Consider the following 18,696-nt stretch of genomic DNA (forward strand, 5'->3'; position numbering starts at 1 on the left):
CGAGCTTCGTCACCCTCGACTACACCTGCGCGGCCCTGGACTCCAACGTCTCGGTGAAGGTGGAACTGCGGATCCAGGCCGAGGGCAGCATCGACAACGCCGACGTCGGCACCACCTGTAAGGACCAATTGAAGAAGGCCCTCGCCGGCCTGCACAAATAGCCCGGTTTGCGGTTCCAGGGGGTCCACCCGGTATATTGCTCTGCGGAGGATTCGCCTAGTGGCCTATGGCGCTCGCCTGGAACGCGGGTTGGGTTAACGCCCTCAGGGGTTCAAATCCCCTATCCTCCGCCGCGAAACGCCCGCTACCCGAGTGGTAGCGGGCGTTTCTATTCGTCGGTGGTCCGGACGTCAGTGGCCGGCCGGGCGCCCACCCCGGGGTGGCGCCGAACTACGTCGCTATCTCACGACCTGGGTCGCCCCGGCCATCGCCGGACGGTCATAGTGATGCACATCACTGGCGGGCGGTGTCACATCGCGCGGCCGGCGAGCGTCTCGTGAGGTGCCGGAGTCGACAGAACAGGAACAGGAGCCACCCATGAGCGAGCGCATCGACGGCGCCACCGAGGCGTTCGTCACCCACCGCAACCTGCTGTTCACGGTTGCCTACGAAATGCTCGGTTCGGCGGCCGACGCCGAGGACGTCCTGCAGGAGACCTGGCTGCGATGGGTGGACGTGGACCTCGACGAGGTGCGTGACCAGCGTGCGTACCTGGTGCGAATCGTCACCCGCCAGGCCTTGACCCGGATCCGCACGCTCGGGCGCCGCAAGGAGTCCTACGTCGGCCCGTGGCTGCCGGAGCCGCTGCTGACCGCGCCCGATGTGGCCGAGGACGTCGAACTGGCCGACAGCGTGTCGATGGCGATGCTGCTGGTTCTGGAAACTCTCGCACCGACGGAACGGGCGGTGTTCGTGCTGCGCGAGGTGTTCGATCTGAGCTACGACGAGATCGCCGCGGCCGTCGACAAGACACCCGCCGCCGTGCGCCAGATCGCCCACCGCGCACGGGCTCACGTCGCCGCGCGCCGCCCTCGCGGGGTGGTGTCCGCCGACGAATCCCGCCGGGCCGTCGAAGCCTTCCAGCAAGCCATCGAAACCGGCGACCTCCAGAATCTCGTCGACATGCTGGCTCCCGACGTGGTGCTGCTCGGCGACGGCGGCGGCGTGGTCCAGGCGGTCCTGCGCCCGATCGCGGGCGCCGACCGGGTCGCGCGCGCTCTGCGCACCGGACTGCCGCGACTGCGCGCCGAGGCGACCGTCGAAGCGGTGCAGATCAACGGCTGCCCGGCGTTGATCGTGCGGATCGACGGTCGGATCGACGACGTGGTGGCGATGCGGCTCGACGACGGTCGCATCACCGGTCTCTACGTGGTCCGCAATCCGGAGAAGCTCTCACGCGTCGAACAGCAGACCACGGTCAGCCGTTGAGCGGCACGAGCGTACCGCCCTGCGCCCCAATGAAATTCGGTGGCGGCCGCGGTAGCGGCGGATAGTCTGGGCGGGTGAGTTCGCCGAAGCGCCCCGCCTCGATCCTCGCCCTGGCCGATCTGGCCACGCCGATGGCGGTCCGGGTGGCCGCCACGCTCCGGCTGGTGGACTACGCGGGCACCGCGGGTGCGACCGCCGAAGAACTGGCGGCTCGCACCGGAACGTGCGCTCCGGCACTCCGGCGACTGCTCGACCATCTGGTCGCCGTCGGCGTCTTCGACCACGAGACGGCGTCCGGCCGCTACCGGCCCACGCCCCTCGGCGACCAGATGAGCGCGGACTCCCCCGACGCGTTCGAACTGCTGCTGCTCGATATCGGCAGCGCGGGCGGGCGCGCCGAGCTGGCCTTCGTGGATCTGCTGAGCACGATCACCAGCGGACGACCCGCCTATCCACGTAGGTACGGACGCGACTTCTGGGCCGATCTGCAAGCCGAGCCCGCCCTGCGCGCATCCTTCGACGCCCAGATGAATTGCCGCTTCCGGGTTTACGCGGATCAGATCGCGCACCGGTTCGACTGGAGTCGCTTTCCCGACATTCTCGACGTCGGCGGTGGCGACGGCACCTTGCTGACGGCGATCCTGCGCGCGCATCCCGGCGTGCGCGGGCGAGTGCTGGAGCCGGCACCGACGGCTGCCGCGGCCACCGAGCGATTCGCGGCGGCCGGGCTCGACGATCGGGCGACCGCCGTGGCGGGCAGCTTCTTCGGCCCACTGCCGACCGGAGCCGACGCCTATCTCCTGTCCGACATCCTGCACGATTGGGACGACGAGCTCGCGGCGGCCGTTCTGGGCGAATGTGCCCGTGCCGCAGGGGCTTACGGGGCGGTCGTGGTGATCGAACCGATTCGCGGCCGCGGGGCCGATACGGCGATCGACCTGTTCATGCTGATGTGCTTCGGCGGCCGCGAACGAACGGTGCCGGAGCTGGCGGAGCTGGGGGCCCGATGCGGCCTGGCGCTGCAGACCTCGGCCCCGGTCGCGGACGGGCGGACCGCCTTGGAATTTCGCGTCCGATGACACACGGAAACCGCGAGCTATTTGTCGGCGCTCCGGTTTATGATCGAACACATGTTCGAGCATTGGCCGGAGAAGGGAGAGTTCGCGCTGCATCGGGTGGTGGTTCCGCCGATGCCGGTGCTGGTGGACGTCGCTGCCGCTATCCCCACGTATCCACGGATGGCCGGACACGAGGCGGTGGCGGGACCGGTGCGGGCGGGCGGGCTCGAGATCACGGGGCGCATTCCGGGGCGACTGCATGCCTGGGCGCGAGCGGCGGACGGAACGTGGTTGGGGCTGGTGGAATTCGAGTTGCGCACCGGGAACGGGCGCAGTCGATTACCGGTGACCCAATGGTGTCCGGCGCATGCGCTGATCATGCGCGGCGGGTGCGGGCCGCCCGAATAGACGGCCCGCGACATCGCTACGTGGAGCGGAGATTTCCGGCCGCCGCGGGCGCGCCGGCCGGGACCAGACCGGTGAGCGCCGCGGGCAGCGGGGCTCGGTGCAGTACCCCGAGCCGCTGGGTCGCGCGAGTGAGGGCCACGTAGAGTTCGGCGGCGCCACGCGGCCCGTCGGCGAGGATGCGCTCGGGTTCCACGACGAGGACGGCATCGAACTCGAGGCCCTTCGTCTCCGACGCCGGGACCGTGCCGGGCAGTCCCGGTGGGCCGATCACGACGGCGGTGCCCTCACGACCCTCCTCGTCGCGAACGAATTCCTCGATGGCGGAGGGCAATTCGTTCTCGTCGACGCGGCGCGACCACGGGCGCACGCCACAGGCACGCACCGACTCGGGCGGGCGCACGGCCGGCGCGAACTCCGCGAGCACCGCGGCGGCGACCGCCATGATCTCCGCCGGCGTGCGGTAGTTCACCGTGAGCGACCGATAGCGCCACCGGCCGGGGACATACGGCTCGAGCACGGTATCCCACGATGTCGCACCGGCGGTCGACCGACGCTGGGCGAGATCGCCGACCACAGTGAAGGAGCGGCCCGGACACCGTCGCATCAGTACTCGCCAATCCATCTCGGAGAGTTCCTGCGCCTCGTCGACCACGATGTGGCGATAGGTCCAATCCCGGTCGGCGGCCGCGCGTTCGGCGAGATCGCGGGTGTCGCGATCGGCGAATCGGTCGGCGAGGTCCTCGGCGTAGAGCAAGTCGGTGGCGAAGAGGTGGTCCTCGTCGTCCATCGAGTCCTCGCGGCCGGTCATGAGCTCCAAGACGCCTGCGGCATATCGGGCTTCGGCCGCGCGTTCGCGTTCCGCGGTGTCGTCCACCGGCTTCTCCCGGCCCAGCAGGTCGACCAGTTCGTCGAGCAGCGGTACATCCGACACCGTCCACGCGGCGCCGTCGGCACGCCACAGGGCGGGGTCGGCGCCTGCCGCGCGCAGCCGCTCCGGCGACGAATACAGCTCGGCCAGCAGCTTTTCCGGGGTGAGCACGGGCCAGAGCCGGTCGAGGGCGGCGGTGAACTGCTCACTCTCGGCGAGCTCGGTGACGAGGTCGGCGCGCAGGTTCTCCCACGCCTCCCGGTCGTCGCGGGTGATCCAGCCTTTGCCGATCCGGGCGATCGCACGCTCGGTGATCACATAGGTGACGATTTCGCGGAACACCGCACGCGCCTCGTTGTGCGGCAGACCGCTCGTGCGCGCCTCCTCCCGCGCCCATTCCGCGGTCGCCGCGTCGATGCGCGCGGTGACATCGGTCAGTCCGATGGTCAGCGGTTCCACCGGCAGGCACTGCCGGTCCGCGACCGCGGCCGCGAGCACATCCAGCATCCGCAGCGAACCCTTGACGCGCACCGCCTCCGGAGTGTCCTCGGCGGTGACGTGCAGGCCCGGCACCAGATCACCCGTGGTGGTGAAGACGACATTGGTTTCGCCCAGCGACGGCAGGACCCGATCGATATGACGCAGGAAGGCCGGATTGGGGCCGACCACGAGAACACCGTGACGTTCCATCTGCTCGCGCTGGGTGTAGAGCAGATAGGCGACGCGGTGCAGCGCCACCACCGTCTTGCCCGTCCCGGGACCGCCCTCGATCACCAGGACGCCGGGATGATCGAGCCGGATGATCTCGTCCTGTTCGGCCTGGATGGTCGCGACGATGTCGCGCATCCCCTCGCCGCGGGGCGCGTCGACCGCCGCGAGCAGCGCCGCATCCCCGCGCTCCCCGGCGCCCGGCCGGCCGAAGTTCTCGTCGGTGTAGTCGACGACGCGGCGGCCGCGGGAATGGAACTGGCGGCGCCGGCGCATCTGCTCCGGGCTGGCGGCGGTGGCCGTGTAGAACGCGCGTGCCGCCGGAGCCCGCCAGTCCAGCAGCAACGGCTCGAAGTCGTCGTCCTGGTCGAACAGCCCGATCCGGCCGACATACGAGCGCTCGCCGGAGTCGCTGTCCAATCGGCCGAAACACAGTCCGTTGTCGGCCACCTCCAGCCGCTTCACCTCGCGCGCCAGCGTCCGCACCTCCACATCGCGGTCCACCAGCGCACCGCCGTTGCCGCGCAACGCCGCGCTGTAGCGCCGCTTCGCCTCGGCGCGCTCGCCGTCGAGTCGCGCGTAGAGCCCGGACACGTAATCCTGTTCGGCCCGCAACTCGTCCTGGTACCCCGGATCCGACATGTGTCCCTCACTTCCCTGGCTCGACATGGTTCATGTGGACACCTGTGTCCGTCTCGGCCGCTGCGCGTCTCCTCCCGTTTTCGCAGGTACACGGCCTCGGCGGGCCATTGTGCGGCACAACCGGGGCCTTGCCGCAAGCCCCCCACTCCGCTATATATTGAATATGGAAAGAGGTGCGGGGCCCTCTTCCGTCTCCCCCATCCCTCGGGTCATTCTCCTGTGAGCTGCGTGGCCACCTCGCGGACCGCGGCACGCAACATGTGCGCGTAGTCGTCCACATCCACCACCTGAGGATCGGCGTGGATGGACACGGTGACCGTCGTTCCCAGCCCGTGCAGGCCGTGGGTCAGATGCATCACCGCGCCGAGGGCGGGGAAGCCGGCGGTGAAGCGGACCGCGCCGCCGGCGATCGACAGATCCGCCTCGCCGCGGTGGACGCTCGACAGCACCGTGTGACCCGAGATCCGCGCGGGGACCAGGTCCAGCGGGTAGCCGGCGAGATCGCGACGGAGAACCGGGGCCGGCATCGCGTCGGTGACGCGGTCGCGCGCGGACTGCAGCGGATGGGTGGCTCGGATTCGTCGTTCGGCCAGTGCCGCGGCGATGCGGCGCGCCCGCAGACGCAGGTCCGGTTCGCCGGCGCACAGATCTACGCCGAGGTCGCGATAGTTGTTGTGCGGGACGGATTTTCGATCGGACGTCGCGGGCAGGGCCATCGAGACCTGCGCACCCAGCGGGCCGCCGGATTCGCCGTGGATGGCGAGATAGCGACTCAACGCGACGGATATCGCGGTCAGCGCGACGACCGTGACCGTATAGCCGGGAACGTGCGGGTTCTCCCCCGCGATCACGCGGACGACCCGGCGAGCGGGCGCCGGCGGGCGGTTCAGTGCGGTGGGAGCGAAGTTCGGCGCGGCAGGGGGGATCTCACCCGCCTCGGCGAGGCTGTGCAGTTCCCTGTCCGCACGCGCCGCGACGAGACCCCGCCGCACCGTGCGTACCATGTCGGGCAGGAACGAGACCAGCGATATCGCTTCGGCGGCAAGGGTTTGCGCAACCCGTTCGAGGTGGGGGCGGGTCCACCTGCCGTGGTGCCGATTCGCCGAGCCGTCGGGTGACCCCGCGCCGTCGGGTGATCCCGCGTCACCCCGACCGCCACTGAAATCGGCGTCCTTACGAGCTACCGCATCCAGGCCGCGCAACAACTCGCGCGCGATGGACGCGGCCCGCCGCCCGTCGGCCAGCGCATGCGAAAGTTGCAGCACCACAACGAGTGCAAGTCCCGACCCACCCGGAGCGTCCCGGATTCCGCGATACAGATGAACGCGCCAGGTGTATCGCTGCGCCGGTACCGAGTGCGCCAGAATCTCTCCCAGCGCGGCTTCCACAGCCGTCCACAGCGGCTCCTCCGGGGTGTGGATGACGACCTGCGCGTCGTCGAAAACCGCAGGCTCCCAACCGGGATAGGCGAAGCGGTGTTCATGGATCCGGACTCGCAATTCCGGGATTTCGGCGCTGCGCGCGATCACCGCCGCCCGCAGCGCATCGGCGGACCACCCGGTGTCGTCGAAGCAGTAGAGCAGGAACAGGTCGTTGCAGGCTCGGCGCGACAGCCAGAACCTGGTGGCATCCTGCGGCGTCAGTAGATCCACCCGCCGACGATATCCACAACCGTCCACAATTCCCGCACCGGCACTATCGACGCAGGTCAACTCTAGTGCTACGCTCTGTAGTAGACAATCTCGACCACTCTCATACACCCGGGGCGGGGTGAGTGCCATGGCAATCCCGAACGGCGCCGACGAGAGATTCCGCGCGGCGCCCTTCCTCAAAAGGTCCATCAACAAGGTATTTCCGACACACTGGTCGTTCCTGCTCGGGGAGATCGCGCTCTACAGCTTCGTCATTCTGCTGCTGTCGGGCGTCTACCTGACGCTGTTCTTCGATCCGTCGATGACCGAGGTTGTGTACCAGGGCTCCTACCAGCCGTTGCGGGGCGTATCGATGTCGCGGGCCTACGAATCGGCGCTGAACCTCTCCTTCGAGGTGCGCGGCGGCCTGTTCGTGCGGCAGGTACATCATTGGGCCGCATTACTTTTCGCCGCCTCGATCGTCGTGCATCTGTGCCGCATCTTCTTCACCGGCGCGTTTCGCAAACCACGCGAAGGCAATTGGGTGATCGGCTCGCTGTTGTTGATCCTGGCGATGTTCGAGGGCTTCTTCGGCTACTCGCTGCCCGACGATCTACTGTCGGGCACGGGTCTGCGAGCGGCGTTCGCCGGAATCACCATGGGTATTCCGCTGATCGGCACCTGGCTGCACTGGTTGATGTTCGGCGGCGACTTTCCGGGCACGATCATTCTTCCGCGCCTGTACATCGCGCACGTGCTGCTGCTGCCCGGCATCATGCTGGCGTTGATCGCCGCGCACATCGCCATCGTCTGGTATCAGATGCACACGCAGTTCCCCGGGCCGGCGCGCACCGAGAAGAACGTGGTGGGCACGCGGATCGTGCCCGTCTTCGTCCTGGATCAGGGCGCGTTCTTCATGTTCACTCTCGCCGTGGTCGCGACCATGGGCGGGGTGCTGCAGATCAATCCGATCTGGAATCTGGGTCCCTACAACCCTTCCCACGTCTCGGCCGGCACCCAGCCCGATTTCTACCTGATGTGGACCGACGGCTTCCTGCGCCTGTTCCCGCCGTGGGAGCTGTATCTGTTCGGGCATACCGTGCCGAGCGCGTTCGCGGTGGCGGTGCTGATGACGCTGGTGTTCGCCCTGCTGATCGGCTATCCGTGGATCGAGAAGCGGCTCACGCACGACCGCGCGTCACACAATCTGCTGCAGCGCCCGCGCGATGTGCCGGTGCGCACCGCGATCGGCGCGATGGCCCTCGCCTTCTATCTGGTCCTGACACTGGCCTGTGTCAACGACATCATCGCGCTGAAATTCGATATCTCGTTGAATGCCACGACGTGGTTCTTCCGGATCGCGCTGCTGCTCGTTCCGCCGCTCGCCTACTTTCTCGCGTACCGGATGTGCCTGGCGTTGCAGCGCGCGGACCGGGCCGTCCTGGCGCACGGTATCGAAACCGGCATCCTGCGCCGGCTGCCGCACGGCGAGTACATCGAAATCCACCAACCGCTCGGACCAGTGGATCGCGCCGGGCAGCCGGTGCCGCTGGACTATCAGGGCGCGCCGGTTCCGAAGAAGGTCAACCGGCTGGGCCTGTCCGGGGCGCCCGGCAGCGGCGGTTTCCTGCGACCCGATCCGTCCGGACAGCGGGAACGGCTGGCTGCTGCCACACACGAGCAACAGCGCCGCCTGACGGCCGCACTGCGCGACCATCAGGATCGGCCACACTGACGGTCGCTCAGGCGGAACCCAACTCCCCGTCGGTCACACCCGAGACGAACGCATCCCACTCGCCGGGTGTGAAAGCCAGAATCGGCCCGCGGCCGCAGTCTTTGGTATCGCGAACCCCGACATTGCCGTCACCCAGAAATGCGACCTCGACGCAGTTTCCGTCAGGACCGCTGTATTTACTCTTGCGCCACACCGCACCGGTCGAATCAACCTTCACCTCAACCTCTCCTTTACCACCGTAGATAACGCGACAATCGTGCTTCCCTCGTCGCCGGACCCGGACTTCTCGAGACTCGACGGCACCGCAATGCGCCTGGTCATAGCGCACGAACTGCTCAATGAACGGACTGGTTCACGAGGCACACACCGCCGTGGTGCGCCCTCGCGTTGACCCGGGAGAGCACCCTAGCAGCACCCACAATCGCTGTCCCGCGTCTTTTCACTTTCAATCACTCGAATTTCCGGTAAAGAATTCCCGTTCACTAATAGCGGGAGAATTGCCAAATGACCGGAGAATGATCCGCTAAACAAAACCGGCCCGGGAAATTTCCGCATCCGCGGCCGCGCCGCGCCCCGGATAAACCGTGCGGTTGCTCGGTATGGATCATGGAGTAGTGGTGGAACGAGATCGCGACGATGCCGGACACGCCCGAAATGCCCGTCCTCGAGACCGGTTCGGGCGACCACTACCGCCCGGTAGCGTGGGCGTCGCCCGTATTCCGGATGATCTCGACCTCCCACCGGGCGAAACCCTGGACTATGCGCAACGCCTCCTGGACGAAGGGCTGGCCTTCAACGCCCACGAGGTGCTGGAGGCGGCATGGAAGAACGGACCGTTCGCGGAAAGGATGCTGTGGCAGGGTCTGGCCCAGTACGCGGTGGGACTCACCCACATCCAGCGCGGTAATCCGAAGGGCGCTCGCACCCTGCTCGAGCGGGCGATCGGCCGGTTGTCGGCCACGCCGTCACCGCCGTACGGCATCGACGCGGCCGGGCTCGTCGCACATGCCGAGGGTCTGCTGGCGGATCTGGCTGCCGGCCGCGAGATTCCGGAGGACGCGCTGTGCCCCCGGCTGCGCGGATGATCCCGCACACCGCCGGGGCCGGCCGCTTCGCCCCCAGCCCCTCCGGCGATCTGCATCTGGGCAATCTCCGCACCGCCCTGCTGGCATGGCTGTTCGCCCGCGGCACGGCCCGCAATTTCCGGCTGCGCATCGAAGACCTGGACCGGGTGCGGCCGGGCGCGCAGCAGCGCCAACTCGAGGATCTGGCCGCGATCGGACTGGACTGGGACGGCGAGGTGGTCCGGCAATCGGACCGCACCCCGCGCTACGCGGCGGCGATCGAGCGACTCGGTGCGGCCGGAATGACCTACGAGTGTTATTGCACGCGAAAAGAGATTCAGAAGGCTGTCTCCGCACCGCACGGCCCGATGGGCGCCTATCCGGGAACCTGCCGCGACCTTACCGAGGCGCAGCGGGCGGCCAAGCGCGCCGAGGGCCGGCCCGCCGCACTGCGGTTGCGCTCACAGACAACGGAATTCGAGATCACCGACGAGATCCACGGCAGGTACCGAGGTCTGGTCGACGATTTCGTGCTGCGGCGCGGCGACGGGACGGCGGCCTACAACCTCGCGGTGGTGGTGGACGATGCGGCACAGGGCTTCGACCAGGTCGTCCGCGGTGACGATCTGCTGCCCTCGACACCGCGGCAGGCCTATCTGGCGACCGTCCTCGGATTCGCCGTGCCCGCGTACGCGCACGTCCCGCTGGTGCTCAACACCGACGGCGCACGACTGGCCAAGCGCGACGGAGCCGTAACCCTGCGCGACAGAATCGCTCTCGGTGAGACGCCGCGTCAGGTTTTCACCATGCTCGCGGCCTCACTCGGCCTGCGGGGCGAGACACCGCGAGCACTCCTGGATCAGTTCACTCCGGAGGCGGTGCCGCACGCACCGTGGATTCTGGACCCCGCACATCCGGATCCACTGCGGCACAGCTGAACCGGCGAACGTGCGTCCGGCGGTCCGGACGCACTGCCGCTCCTACCAGTTCGCCGCCGCGATGTTGACGATCACCCACACGATGGTGAGCACGATGCCGACGGCACCGACCCAGATCCCGCCGAGCGCCATACCGCGGCCCTGGCCGCCGCGCTCCTTGATCTGGTTCAGCGCGATCACACCCAGGATGATCCCGACGATCGATCCGATGCAGGTGCACAGCCCCAGGATCGACGCGATCAGCGAACCGATCGCCAGGCCGTTGGTGCCCTGCTGCGGCGCCGCGTAGCCGTAGGGCTGATACGGCGTCGCCGCCGGATAGCCGTAACCGGGCTGGCCGTAGGGCTGCTGCTGCGGATAGCTCGGATAGGACTGCTGCTGTTGCGGCGGCGGGGTCGGCTGGTAGGGAGACGACTGTTGATGCGGTGCCGAGGAGTACCCGGCCTGCGGATTGGGCGGCGGGGTGGGCTGCTGCGGCGGGGTCGGCGGAACCGACTGGTGGCCGCCCGAATCGGACGAGACACCTTCGCCGCCGTACTGTTTCCACCATTCGTCGGAATCGCCGGGATTCGTCATCGGTCCAGCCTATTCCACCGGGCCCGGTTGCCGGTATCGTGCACAGGTCGTGAGTGAGACACAAGAAACGACACCGACCGGGGAGTCTGGACGCCCCGCGGTCGAACACGCAGCATTCGCGCAGGCCGCGGGGGGTCCCTTCACGTTGATCGTGACCTTGTTCACGGCGACGCTGATGATTTCCAACATCTGCGCGACCAAGGGCGTGCAGTTCTTCACCGGCCACGAGGTGTCCCTCGGACCCATCGAAATCCTGCCGATCACCACCGACGGAGCGTTCTTCCTCTTTCCGCTCGCCTATGTGATCGGCGACGTGCTGAGCGAGGTGTACGGCTTCAAGGCCGCCCGCCGCACCATCTACTACGGCTTCGGCATGCTGATCCTGATGGTGGTCTGCTTCTGGATCGCGATCGGACTGCCCGCTGCCGGGTTCTACGAGAATCAGGACGCCTTCCGCACCGTCGCCGGAACCACACCGCAACTCGTCGCCGCCGGACTCGCCGGCTACGTGGTGGGTCAGTTCCTGAACTCGATGACGCTGGTGCTGATCAAGGAGCGCACCAAGGAGAAACATCTGTGGGCGCGGCTGCTGGGCTCCACCGTCGCCAGCGAATTCGGTGACACGCTGGTGTTCTGCTCGATCGCGGCGACCGCCATCGGGATCAACACCTGGGGCGCGTTCATCAACTACGTGATCATCGGCTTCGTGTGGAAGACGCTGTGCGAGGTGCTGATCATGCCGATCAGCTACCGCTGCATCGCCCATCTGAAGAAGCACGAACCCAGCTACGCACCGCTGGACAAGCCCGCGCTCTACAGCTGATGCGGAACCGGGGGCAGGGCCTATCCGTTCAGTCGAAACGGATCCGGCCCTGCCACCGCCCCAGGAACTCCGCCTTGAAGTCGTCGTAGTAACCGCCCTCGATGCTCGCGCGAATATCGTCCACGAGCCGAATCGTGAAGCGCTCGTTGTGAATCGTGCACAGCGTCGCGGCGAGCATCTCCTTCGCCTTGAACAGGTGATGGATATAGGCGCGGGTGTAGTGGGCGCAGGTGTAGCAGTCGCAGGTGTCGTCGATCGGGGTGAAGTCGCGGCGGAACCGGCTGGTGTTGATGTTGAATCGGCCGGCGGCCACATAGATCGCGGCATTGCGCGCGACGCGGGACGGATTGACGCAGTCGAAGGTGTCGGCGCCGTTCTCGATCGCGACGAAGAAGTCCTCGGGTTCGCTGATGCCCAGCAGATGCCGCGGTTTCTCCGCCGGCAGTTCGTCGCAGCACCAGCCCACGATGGTGCCGAGATTGGCCTTCTCGAGCGCACCGCCGATGCCGTAACCGTCGAAACCCGTTCCGCCGCTTCCCCGCATCGCGTCCAGATCGCGACATGCCTTGCGGCGCAGATCTTCGTACTGCGCGCCCTGAATCACCGCGAACAGCGCCTGATACGGCCGGTGCGCGCGTTCGGCGGTGAGCCGCTCGTGTTCGTCGATGCAGCGCTGCGCCCACTCGTGCGTGCGGCGCAGCGACTTCTCCTGATAGCCACGGGTATTGAACAGCGTGGTCAGCTCGTCGAAGGCGAACATGATGTCGGCGCCGAGGCGGTGCTGGATCCCCATCGACACCTCCGGAGTGAACCGGTGGCTCGAACCGTCCAGATGGGAGCGGAAAGTGACGCCGTCGTCGTCGACCACGGCCAGCCGCTCCTTGCCCTTCGCGATCACCTCGTCGCTCTGCACGCCGACGGCCTCCATGGCCAGCACCTTCTTGAAGCCGACGCCCAGCGACATCACCTGGAATCCACCGCTGTCGGTGAAGGTGGGGCCCGGCCAGTTCATGAACCGGCCCAGCCCGCCCGCCTCGTCCACGATGTCGGAACCCGGCTGCAGATACAGGTGGTAGGCGTTGGCGAGCAGGGCCTGCGCGCCGATCTCGGCCATCGCCTCCGGCAGGACCGCCTTGACCGTGGCCTTGGTGCCGACCGGGATGAACGCCGGGGTGGCGATCTGCCCGTGCGGGGTGGTGATCACACCGGTGCGGCCGTGTCGCTCCGGTAGGCAGGTACCGACGGTGAACGAGAACTGGGCAGGATCGGACACGCCGCTATCCTGCCAGGCGCTCCCGCTAGACCACGTCCAGCGTCTCCTCGTCGACCAGATCCTGATCGACCGCCGCGCCCGTGAACTGCGCGTTGTAGAGACGGAAGTAGGCGCCGCGCGCGGCCAGCAGCCGCTCGTGAGTGCCCTGCTCGACGATGTGGCCGCCCTCCATCACCACGATCAGATCGGCATCGCGGATCGTCGAAAGCCGATGCGCGATAACGAAACTGGTGCGATCACGGCGCAACGCGGCCATGGCCTGCTGCACCAGCAGTTCGGTGCGGGTGTCGACCGAACTGGTGGCTTCGTCGAGGATCAGGATGGTCGGCTTGGCCAGGAAGGCGCGGGCGATGGTGATCAACTGCTTCTCACCGGCGCTGACCCCGGAGCCCTCCTCGTCGATCACCGTGTCGTAACCCAGCGGCAGCGAATGGACGAAGCGGTCCACATAGGCGGCGCGGGCGGCCGCGAGGATCTCCTCCTCGCTCGCCTCCGGATTGCCGTAGGCGATGTTCTCGCGGATGGTGCCGCCGAACAACCAGGTGTCCTGCAACACCATGCCGATCCGCGAGCGCAGCCGGTCGCGGCCGATGCCGGTGATGTCGACTCCGTCGATGGTGATCGCGCCGGAATCCAGTTCGTAGAACCGCTCCAGCAGATTGACCAGCGTCGTCTTACCGGCGCCCGTCGGGCCCACGATGGCGACCACATGGCCGGGCTCGGCGACCAGGGAGAGATCGTCGATCACCGGCTTGTCGGGCTCGTAACGGAACGACACCGCGTCGAATTCGACCCGGCCGCGATCGATCGGACGCGGGTCCTCCTCGCGCGGATCGGGAACCTGCTCGTCGGCGTCGAGGATTTCGAAGATCCGCTCGGCCGAGGCGACACCCGACTGCAGCAGGTTGATCATCGAGCCGATCTGGGTGAGCGGCTGGCTGAACTGTCGCGAGTACTGGATGAAGGCCTGCACCTCACCCAGCGACAGGCTGCCCGAGGCCACACGCAGACCACCGACCACGGCGATCAGCACATAGTTCAGGTTCCCGATGAACATCATCACCGGCATGATCAGCCCGGAGATGAACTGCGCCTTGAAGCTGGCCTGGTAGAGCCTGTCGTTGCGCTTGTCGAACTCCTCGCCGACCTCGCGGATGCGGCCGAATGCCGTGACCACCTCGTGGCCGGTGAAAGCCTCCTCGACCTGAGCGTTGACCAGACCGGTGTACTTCCACTGATCGACGAAATGCGGTTTGGACCGCTTCGCGATCTGGGCCGTGACGATCACCGCGGCCGGCACCGTGAGCAGCGCGATCACCGCCAGCAGCGGCGAGATCCAGAACATCATGATCAGGATGCCGATCACCGACAGCACCGATATGACCAGCTGGCTCATGGTCTGCTGCAGGCTCTGCGCCACATTGTCGACGTCGTTGGTCACGCGCGAGAGCACATCGCCGCGGGCGTTGGTGTCGAAGTAGCTCAGCGGCAGCCGATGGATCTTGTCCTCCACCTCGCTGCGCAGCCGCTGCACCGCGCGGTTGATCACCGTGGCCAGCAGATACGCCTGCAACCAGTTGAACAGCGCGGCCAGCACGTACAGCACCAGAACCCACGTCAGCACCTGGCCCACCGCGCCGAAGTCGACGCCGTGGCCGGGGTTGATGTTCATCGCGGACATCATGTCCGCGAGCCGGTCCTGGCCCTGCGCACGCAGGGACGCCACCGCCTGATCCTTGGTCAGCCCCGCCGGCAACTGCTTGCTGACGACACCGTCGAAGATGAGGTTGGTGGCCTTACCGAGGATCTGCGGCCCCAGGGTGTTCATGACGACCGACGCGACCGCCAGCACCAGGATCGCGATCACCGCCACCCGGTCCGGAGCCAGGCGACGCAGCAACCGCTTCAGCGTCGGGCCGAACGATTTTGCCTTCTGCCCGGGAGCGCCCGGCATCGGCCCCCCGGGCCTCATCGCGCCGCCTCCTGTGTCGTGCGGCTCATCGCGCTGCCTCTTCCGGACTGAACTGCGATTCCACGATTTCCCGGTACTCCTCGCATTCGCGCAACAGCTGTTCGTGGGTGCCGAGGCCGACCATGGCACCGTCCTCGAGGACGACGATCTGGTCGGCGTCGCGGATCGTCGACACACGCTGGGCCACGGTGATCACCGCGGATTCGCGCGTCTCCGGACGCAGCGCGTCGCGCACCCGGGCGTCGGTGGCGACGTCGAGTGCGGAGAAACAGTCGTCGAACAGGTAGATCTTGGGCTTCTTCACCAGGGCTCGGGCGATGGCGAGCCGCTGCCGCTGACCGCCGGAGACGGTGGTGCCGCCCTGGGCGACGGGGGTCTGCAACCCTTCGGGCATGTCCCGCACGAAATCCGCGGCCTGCGCGATCTCCAGTGCGTGCCAGAGCTGTTCGTCGGTCGCCTCGGGATCGCCGTAGCGCAGATTCTCCGCGATGGTGCCGGAGAACAGGTAGGCCTTCTGCGGCACCAGACCGATCTGCGAACGCAGCAGTTCCATATCCACCTGCCGCACATCGGTGCCGCCGGCGCGCACCACGCCGGAGGTGACGTCGATCAGCCGCGGAATCAGATTGATCAGCGTGGTCTTACCGGATCCGGTGGAACCGACGATCGCGGTGGTCTGCCCGGGCGAGACCCGGAAGCTGATATCGCGCAGCACCGGTTCCGCGGCGCCCGGGAACGCGAATTCCGCGGCGGCCAGCTCGACGGTCCCCGGATCGGCGGCGAAGGCCTGCGGCTGCGCCGGCGGCACCACCGAGGAATCGGTTTCCAGCACCTCGGCGATGCGCTCGGCCGACACGGCCGCGCGCGGCGCGATCATCGCCAGGAAGGAGGCCATCATGACCGCCATCAGGATCTGCATGATGTAGGACAGCAGCGCGGTCAGCGAACCGATCTGCATGCTGCCGGAGTCGATGGCGTGCCCGCCGAACCAGATCACCGCGACCGTGGTCACGTTGCTGATCAGCATCACGGCCGGGAACATCAATGCGGCCAACCGCCCCACGAACAGCGAGGCCGAGGTCAGCTCGTCGTTGGCCACGCCGAAACGCTGCGATTCGTAGCGCTCGCGCACGAACGCCCGCACCACGCGGATACCGGTGATCTGCTCGCGCAGCACCCGGTTCACCGCGTCGATGCGCTCCTGCACGCGCCGGAACCCGGGAACCATCCGGGAGATGATCAACGCCATGGTGAGGCCGAGCAGCGGCACGGCGACCAGCAGGATCCACGAGAGTCCGAGGTCCTGGCGCAGCGCCATCACGATGCCGCCGATGCACATGATCGGCGCCATCACCAGGATGGTCACGCTCATCACGACCAGCAGCTGCACCTGCTGCACATCGTTGGTGTTGCGGGTGATCAGCGACGGCGCGCCGAAGATGCCGACCTCGCGGGCGGAGAAGGTGCCCACCCGGTGCAGCAGCGCCGCACGCATCTCACGCCCCGCACCCATCGCGGCCTGCGCGCCCAGATAGACCGAACTCGCCGATGCGATGATCTGCACGCCCGACACCAGCAGCATCCAGAGTCCCGTGGTCCAGATGTAGCCGATATCGCCCTTGGTCACGCCGTTGTCGATGATGTCGGCGTTCAGGCTGGGCAGATAGAGCATCGCGATGACGGAGATGAGCTGCAACACAACAACCCCCGCCAACTGGGTGCGGTAGGGGGCGAGAAAGGCGCGCAGCAACCTGATCAACATGATGGGTGCAGGCTACCGTCATTCCGGGATGGTGTCGGCAAGATTTTTCGCTCGGCGAAAGCCTGCCCGGACACCGGCGAAACCGGCTCGACCGGCACGGTCCCCACCTCCCCGCCTACGCGTCGACACCGGGCGGGGCAGGGGCCGGCCGCCGCGTCCAGGCACCGGGATCGGCCACCAGGTCCGCGACGAAAGCCGGCAGCTCGTCGGTGGCGATATCGGCGATCGACACCTGTTCCAGCACGGCGCGGATATTGACCCGCAGCGCGATCCATACCCGCTGCAGTGGTTCGGCCACCCCCGAATACGCCACGTCCTCGGGACGTTGCCCGCGCACCGATGCCAGCGGTCCCTCGACCGCGCGGATCACATCGGCGATGCTGATCTCACCGGCCGTGCGGGCCAGCCGGTATCCTCCGTCGGGACCGCGGCGGCTGACCACCAGATCGGCCCGGCGAAGTTGCGCCGCAATGGATTCCAGAATCTTCGGCGAAATGTCCTGGGCTGTGGCGATCGTCTCGGCCTTCACCGAATTCGATTGTGCGCGAGCGATTTCCAAGAGGATGCGGACCGCGTAGTCGATCCTTGCCGAAATGTGCACTAGCGCTGTCCATCCGGTCCGTTCAGCACGCCGAGGGCGGCCTCGATCAGGACTCGCTCGATCACCTCGTCGCCGGCATCGGGCACGAGTTCGTTCGACCACAGCGCCGTGCCCAGCACCTCCAGGGCGGCAGTGGCTCGCAATTGCGCCTCGTGCGAGGGGTCGGGCCCGGCCAGCCAGACGCACAGGCGCCGGTGCATTTCGAACATGTCGGGGTGCCGATCTCCGATCGCGTTGAGGATGGCCACGGTGTCGCGCACACACATCGCGCCCGCGGTGCGGTGCCGTAACAGCGTCCGGAGCTGGCGATTCAGCACTTCCCGAGCACCCGCCGGACTGTGCGGCACCCCGTCGAGTTCGTCGACCACGAGCTTCATGTCGTCGAAGATCGGTTCGATGATCGCGAGTAGCAGATCGAGCTTGGACGCGTAGTGATAGTAGAGCGACGCCTTTGTGATTCCCACCGCATCCGCGACCTCGCGCAGGCTGGTCTGCTCGAATCCCTTGTTCGAAAAAAGCCGGATCGCCGCCTCACGAATCGCGTCCTTGGTGCTCTGACCTGCGACAACGGATCCGGAGGTAGTTCGGGCGCTCATGCGATGATCCTCTCATCAACCGATCGAAGCGGAGGGTGCGCCCCGAAAATAGAGGTTGTTCCTCCGCTTATCGATTGGGTAGTCTACCTACCGCACGGTAGGCAGAAAGCGTCGATGGAGGCGGATCGCAGTGCGGCGTCCGCAGTAGTGCTGTCTACGGGGCCTGAACTCAGCACCGCAAATCAGCTATCGCTAGGAGATACCGCGTGTCCGTGTACCTCTATAGATGGGGGAAGTTCGCCTTCCGCCGAAAATGGATCGTGCTACCGGTCTGGTTGCTGATCTTCGTGATCGTGGGCGCCGTCGGCGTCGGGCTGAAGAAACAGAGCCAAGACGACTTCAACATGCCCGACCTGCCTTCGCAGAAGGCTACCGACATCCTGGACAGGGAATTTCCTGGACAATCGGCCGCCTTCAAATTCGATGCGGTGACCGGCACATATGTCGCCGCGGCCACCCACGGCAAGCTCACCGATCCGGACAATCACAAGGCGCTCACCGCGCTTGTCGAGAAGATCAACAACCTCGACATCGTCGACAAGTCCAAGATCAATGCGCAGGACCCCGACCCGCAACGTCGGGGCGTGCTGACCGACCCGGTCGCCGCGACGAC

The 18,696-nt window shown here is 67.0% G+C and carries 16 protein-coding genes, 1 tRNA gene and 1 pseudogene; 9 read left to right on the forward strand and 9 right to left on the reverse strand.

Annotated features, from left to right (window positions below; genetic code table 11):
* Positions 1-205 precede the first annotated feature (205 nt).
* The 4 genes from IRT45_RS33785 to IRT45_RS33800 all read left to right on the forward strand — a co-directional run bounded on the left by IRT45_RS33785 (position 206) and on the right by IRT45_RS33800 (position 2,894).
* A tRNA-Ser gene (locus IRT45_RS33785) sits at positions 206-290 on the forward strand.
* Between the two features lie 247 nt (positions 291-537).
* Entirely contained in the window at positions 538-1,428 is an 891-nt protein-coding gene (locus IRT45_RS33790; RefSeq protein ID WP_194809847.1) for an RNA polymerase sigma-70 factor, read from the forward strand.
* 74 nt (positions 1,429-1,502) lie between these two features.
* Positions 1,503-2,507 (forward strand): methyltransferase, encoded by a 1,005-nt coding sequence (locus tag IRT45_RS33795; protein ID WP_309241273.1) that lies wholly within the window; start codon positions 1,503-1,505, stop codon positions 2,505-2,507.
* A gap of 51 nt (positions 2,508-2,558) precedes the next feature.
* Positions 2,559-2,894, forward strand: coding sequence for a hypothetical protein (locus IRT45_RS33800; RefSeq protein WP_157126028.1), 336 nt, complete (start codon positions 2,559-2,561; stop codon positions 2,892-2,894).
* Between the two features lie 16 nt (positions 2,895-2,910).
* Here the strand turns inward: IRT45_RS33800 and helR are convergent, their stop codons facing one another.
* Both helR and IRT45_RS33810 read right to left on the reverse strand, forming a co-directional pair.
* Positions 2,911-5,112 carry an RNA polymerase recycling motor ATPase HelR gene (helR, locus tag IRT45_RS33805; protein ID WP_194809848.1) on the reverse strand — a complete coding sequence of 734 codons (2,202 nt, stop codon included), beginning with the start codon at positions 5,110-5,112 and terminating at the stop codon, positions 2,911-2,913.
* A gap of 209 nt (positions 5,113-5,321) precedes the next feature.
* The gene (locus IRT45_RS33810) at positions 5,322-6,764 is read right to left on the reverse strand and encodes a hypothetical protein (protein WP_194809849.1); all 1,443 of its coding nucleotides are present in this window, start codon (positions 6,762-6,764) and stop codon (positions 5,322-5,324) included.
* A 127-nt stretch (positions 6,765-6,891) separates the two neighbouring features.
* Between IRT45_RS33810 and IRT45_RS33815 the strand changes: the two genes are divergently transcribed.
* Complete coding sequence (locus IRT45_RS33815) at positions 6,892-8,478, forward strand: cytochrome bc complex cytochrome b subunit (protein ID WP_194809850.1); 1,587 nt, start codon at positions 6,892-6,894, stop codon at positions 8,476-8,478.
* 7 nt (positions 8,479-8,485) lie between these two features.
* Here IRT45_RS33815 and IRT45_RS33820 read toward each other — a convergent pair whose 3' ends face one another.
* Positions 8,486-8,695: a DUF397 domain-containing protein gene (locus IRT45_RS33820; RefSeq protein WP_194809851.1), complete on the reverse strand. Its 210-nt coding sequence runs from the start codon at positions 8,693-8,695 to the stop codon at positions 8,486-8,488.
* Positions 8,696-9,092: 397 nt separating this feature from the next.
* Here IRT45_RS33820 and IRT45_RS33825 point away from each other — a divergent pair, with 397 nt between their 5' ends.
* Both IRT45_RS33825 and gluQRS read left to right on the forward strand, forming a co-directional pair.
* Complete coding sequence (locus IRT45_RS33825) at positions 9,093-9,563, forward strand: DUF309 domain-containing protein (RefSeq protein WP_309241274.1); 471 nt, start codon at positions 9,093-9,095, stop codon at positions 9,561-9,563.
* On the forward strand, positions 9,560-10,480 hold the full coding sequence (gene gluQRS / locus IRT45_RS33830) for a tRNA glutamyl-Q(34) synthetase GluQRS (RefSeq protein ID WP_194809861.1): 921 nt from the start codon (positions 9,560-9,562) through the stop codon (positions 10,478-10,480). The genes IRT45_RS33825 and gluQRS overlap by 4 nt, the downstream gene beginning before the upstream one ends.
* 42 nt (positions 10,481-10,522) lie before the next feature.
* On the opposite strand, the gene IRT45_RS33835 is transcribed toward gluQRS, so the two are convergent.
* Positions 10,523-11,056, reverse strand: coding sequence for a DUF4190 domain-containing protein (locus tag IRT45_RS33835; protein WP_194809853.1), 534 nt, complete (start codon positions 11,054-11,056; stop codon positions 10,523-10,525).
* Positions 11,057-11,105: 49 nt separating this feature from the next.
* Between IRT45_RS33835 and IRT45_RS33840 the strand changes: the two genes are divergently transcribed.
* On the forward strand, positions 11,106-11,879 hold the full coding sequence (locus tag IRT45_RS33840; RefSeq protein ID WP_194809854.1) for a queuosine precursor transporter: 774 nt from the start codon (positions 11,106-11,108) through the stop codon (positions 11,877-11,879).
* 28 nt (positions 11,880-11,907) lie between these two features.
* On the opposite strand, the gene tgt is transcribed toward IRT45_RS33840, so the two are convergent.
* From tgt to IRT45_RS33865, 5 genes are all read right to left on the reverse strand, one after another.
* Complete coding sequence (gene tgt / locus IRT45_RS33845; protein WP_194809855.1) at positions 11,908-13,152, reverse strand: tRNA guanosine(34) transglycosylase Tgt; 1,245 nt, start codon at positions 13,150-13,152, stop codon at positions 11,908-11,910.
* A 25-nt stretch (positions 13,153-13,177) separates the two neighbouring features.
* Positions 13,178-15,124 (reverse strand): ABC transporter ATP-binding protein, encoded by a 1,947-nt coding sequence (locus IRT45_RS33850; RefSeq protein WP_194809856.1) that lies wholly within the window; start codon positions 15,122-15,124, stop codon positions 13,178-13,180.
* Between the two features lie 25 nt (positions 15,125-15,149).
* Positions 15,150-16,886 carry an ABC transporter ATP-binding protein gene (locus IRT45_RS33855; protein WP_194809857.1) on the reverse strand — a complete coding sequence of 579 codons (1,737 nt, stop codon included), beginning with the start codon at positions 16,884-16,886 and terminating at the stop codon, positions 15,150-15,152.
* 115 nt (positions 16,887-17,001) lie between these two features.
* Positions 17,002-17,487, reverse strand: a complete 486-nt coding sequence (locus tag IRT45_RS33860) for an Rrf2 family transcriptional regulator (RefSeq protein ID WP_194809858.1) — start codon at positions 17,485-17,487, stop codon at positions 17,002-17,004.
* A complete protein-coding gene (locus tag IRT45_RS33865) occupies positions 17,487-18,083 on the reverse strand; it encodes a TetR/AcrR family transcriptional regulator (RefSeq protein WP_194809859.1) in 597 nt (198 codons plus the stop codon). Before IRT45_RS33865 ends, IRT45_RS33860 begins: the two co-directional genes overlap by 1 nt.
* Before the next feature lie 275 nt (positions 18,084-18,358).
* Between IRT45_RS33865 and IRT45_RS33870 the strand changes: the two are divergent.
* Positions 18,359-18,696, forward strand: a pseudogene (locus tag IRT45_RS33870) (MMPL family transporter); the annotation flags it as partial.

This window comes from Nocardia sp. BSTN01, from assembly GCF_015354405.1.
Lineage (GTDB): Bacteria > Actinomycetota > Actinomycetes > Mycobacteriales > Mycobacteriaceae > Nocardia.

Bases quoted from the DNA above. Each gene is read 5' to 3' on its own strand.
- IRT45_RS33790 (WP_194809847.1), top strand. From the start codon at position 538: ATGAGCGAGCGCATCGACGGCGCCACCGAGGCGTTCGTCACCCACCGC.
- IRT45_RS33800 (WP_157126028.1), top strand. From the start codon at position 2,559: ATGTTCGAGCATTGGCCGGAGAAGGGAGAGTTCGCGCTGCATCGGGTG.
- helR (WP_194809848.1), bottom strand. From the start codon at position 5,112: ATGTCGGATCCGGGGTACCAGGACGAGTTGCGGGCCGAACAGGATTAC.
- IRT45_RS33815 (WP_194809850.1), top strand. From the start codon at position 6,892: ATGGCAATCCCGAACGGCGCCGACGAGAGATTCCGCGCGGCGCCCTTC.
- gluQRS (WP_194809861.1), top strand. From the start codon at position 9,560: ATGATCCCGCACACCGCCGGGGCCGGCCGCTTCGCCCCCAGCCCCTCC.
- IRT45_RS33835 (WP_194809853.1), bottom strand. From the start codon at position 11,056: ATGACGAATCCCGGCGATTCCGACGAATGGTGGAAACAGTACGGCGGC.
- IRT45_RS33850 (WP_194809856.1), bottom strand. From the start codon at position 15,124: ATGAGGCCCGGGGGGCCGATGCCGGGCGCTCCCGGGCAGAAGGCAAAA.
- IRT45_RS33855 (WP_194809857.1), bottom strand. From the start codon at position 16,886: ATGTTGATCAGGTTGCTGCGCGCCTTTCTCGCCCCCTACCGCACCCAG.
- IRT45_RS33865 (WP_194809859.1), bottom strand. From the start codon at position 18,083: ATGAGCGCCCGAACTACCTCCGGATCCGTTGTCGCAGGTCAGAGCACC.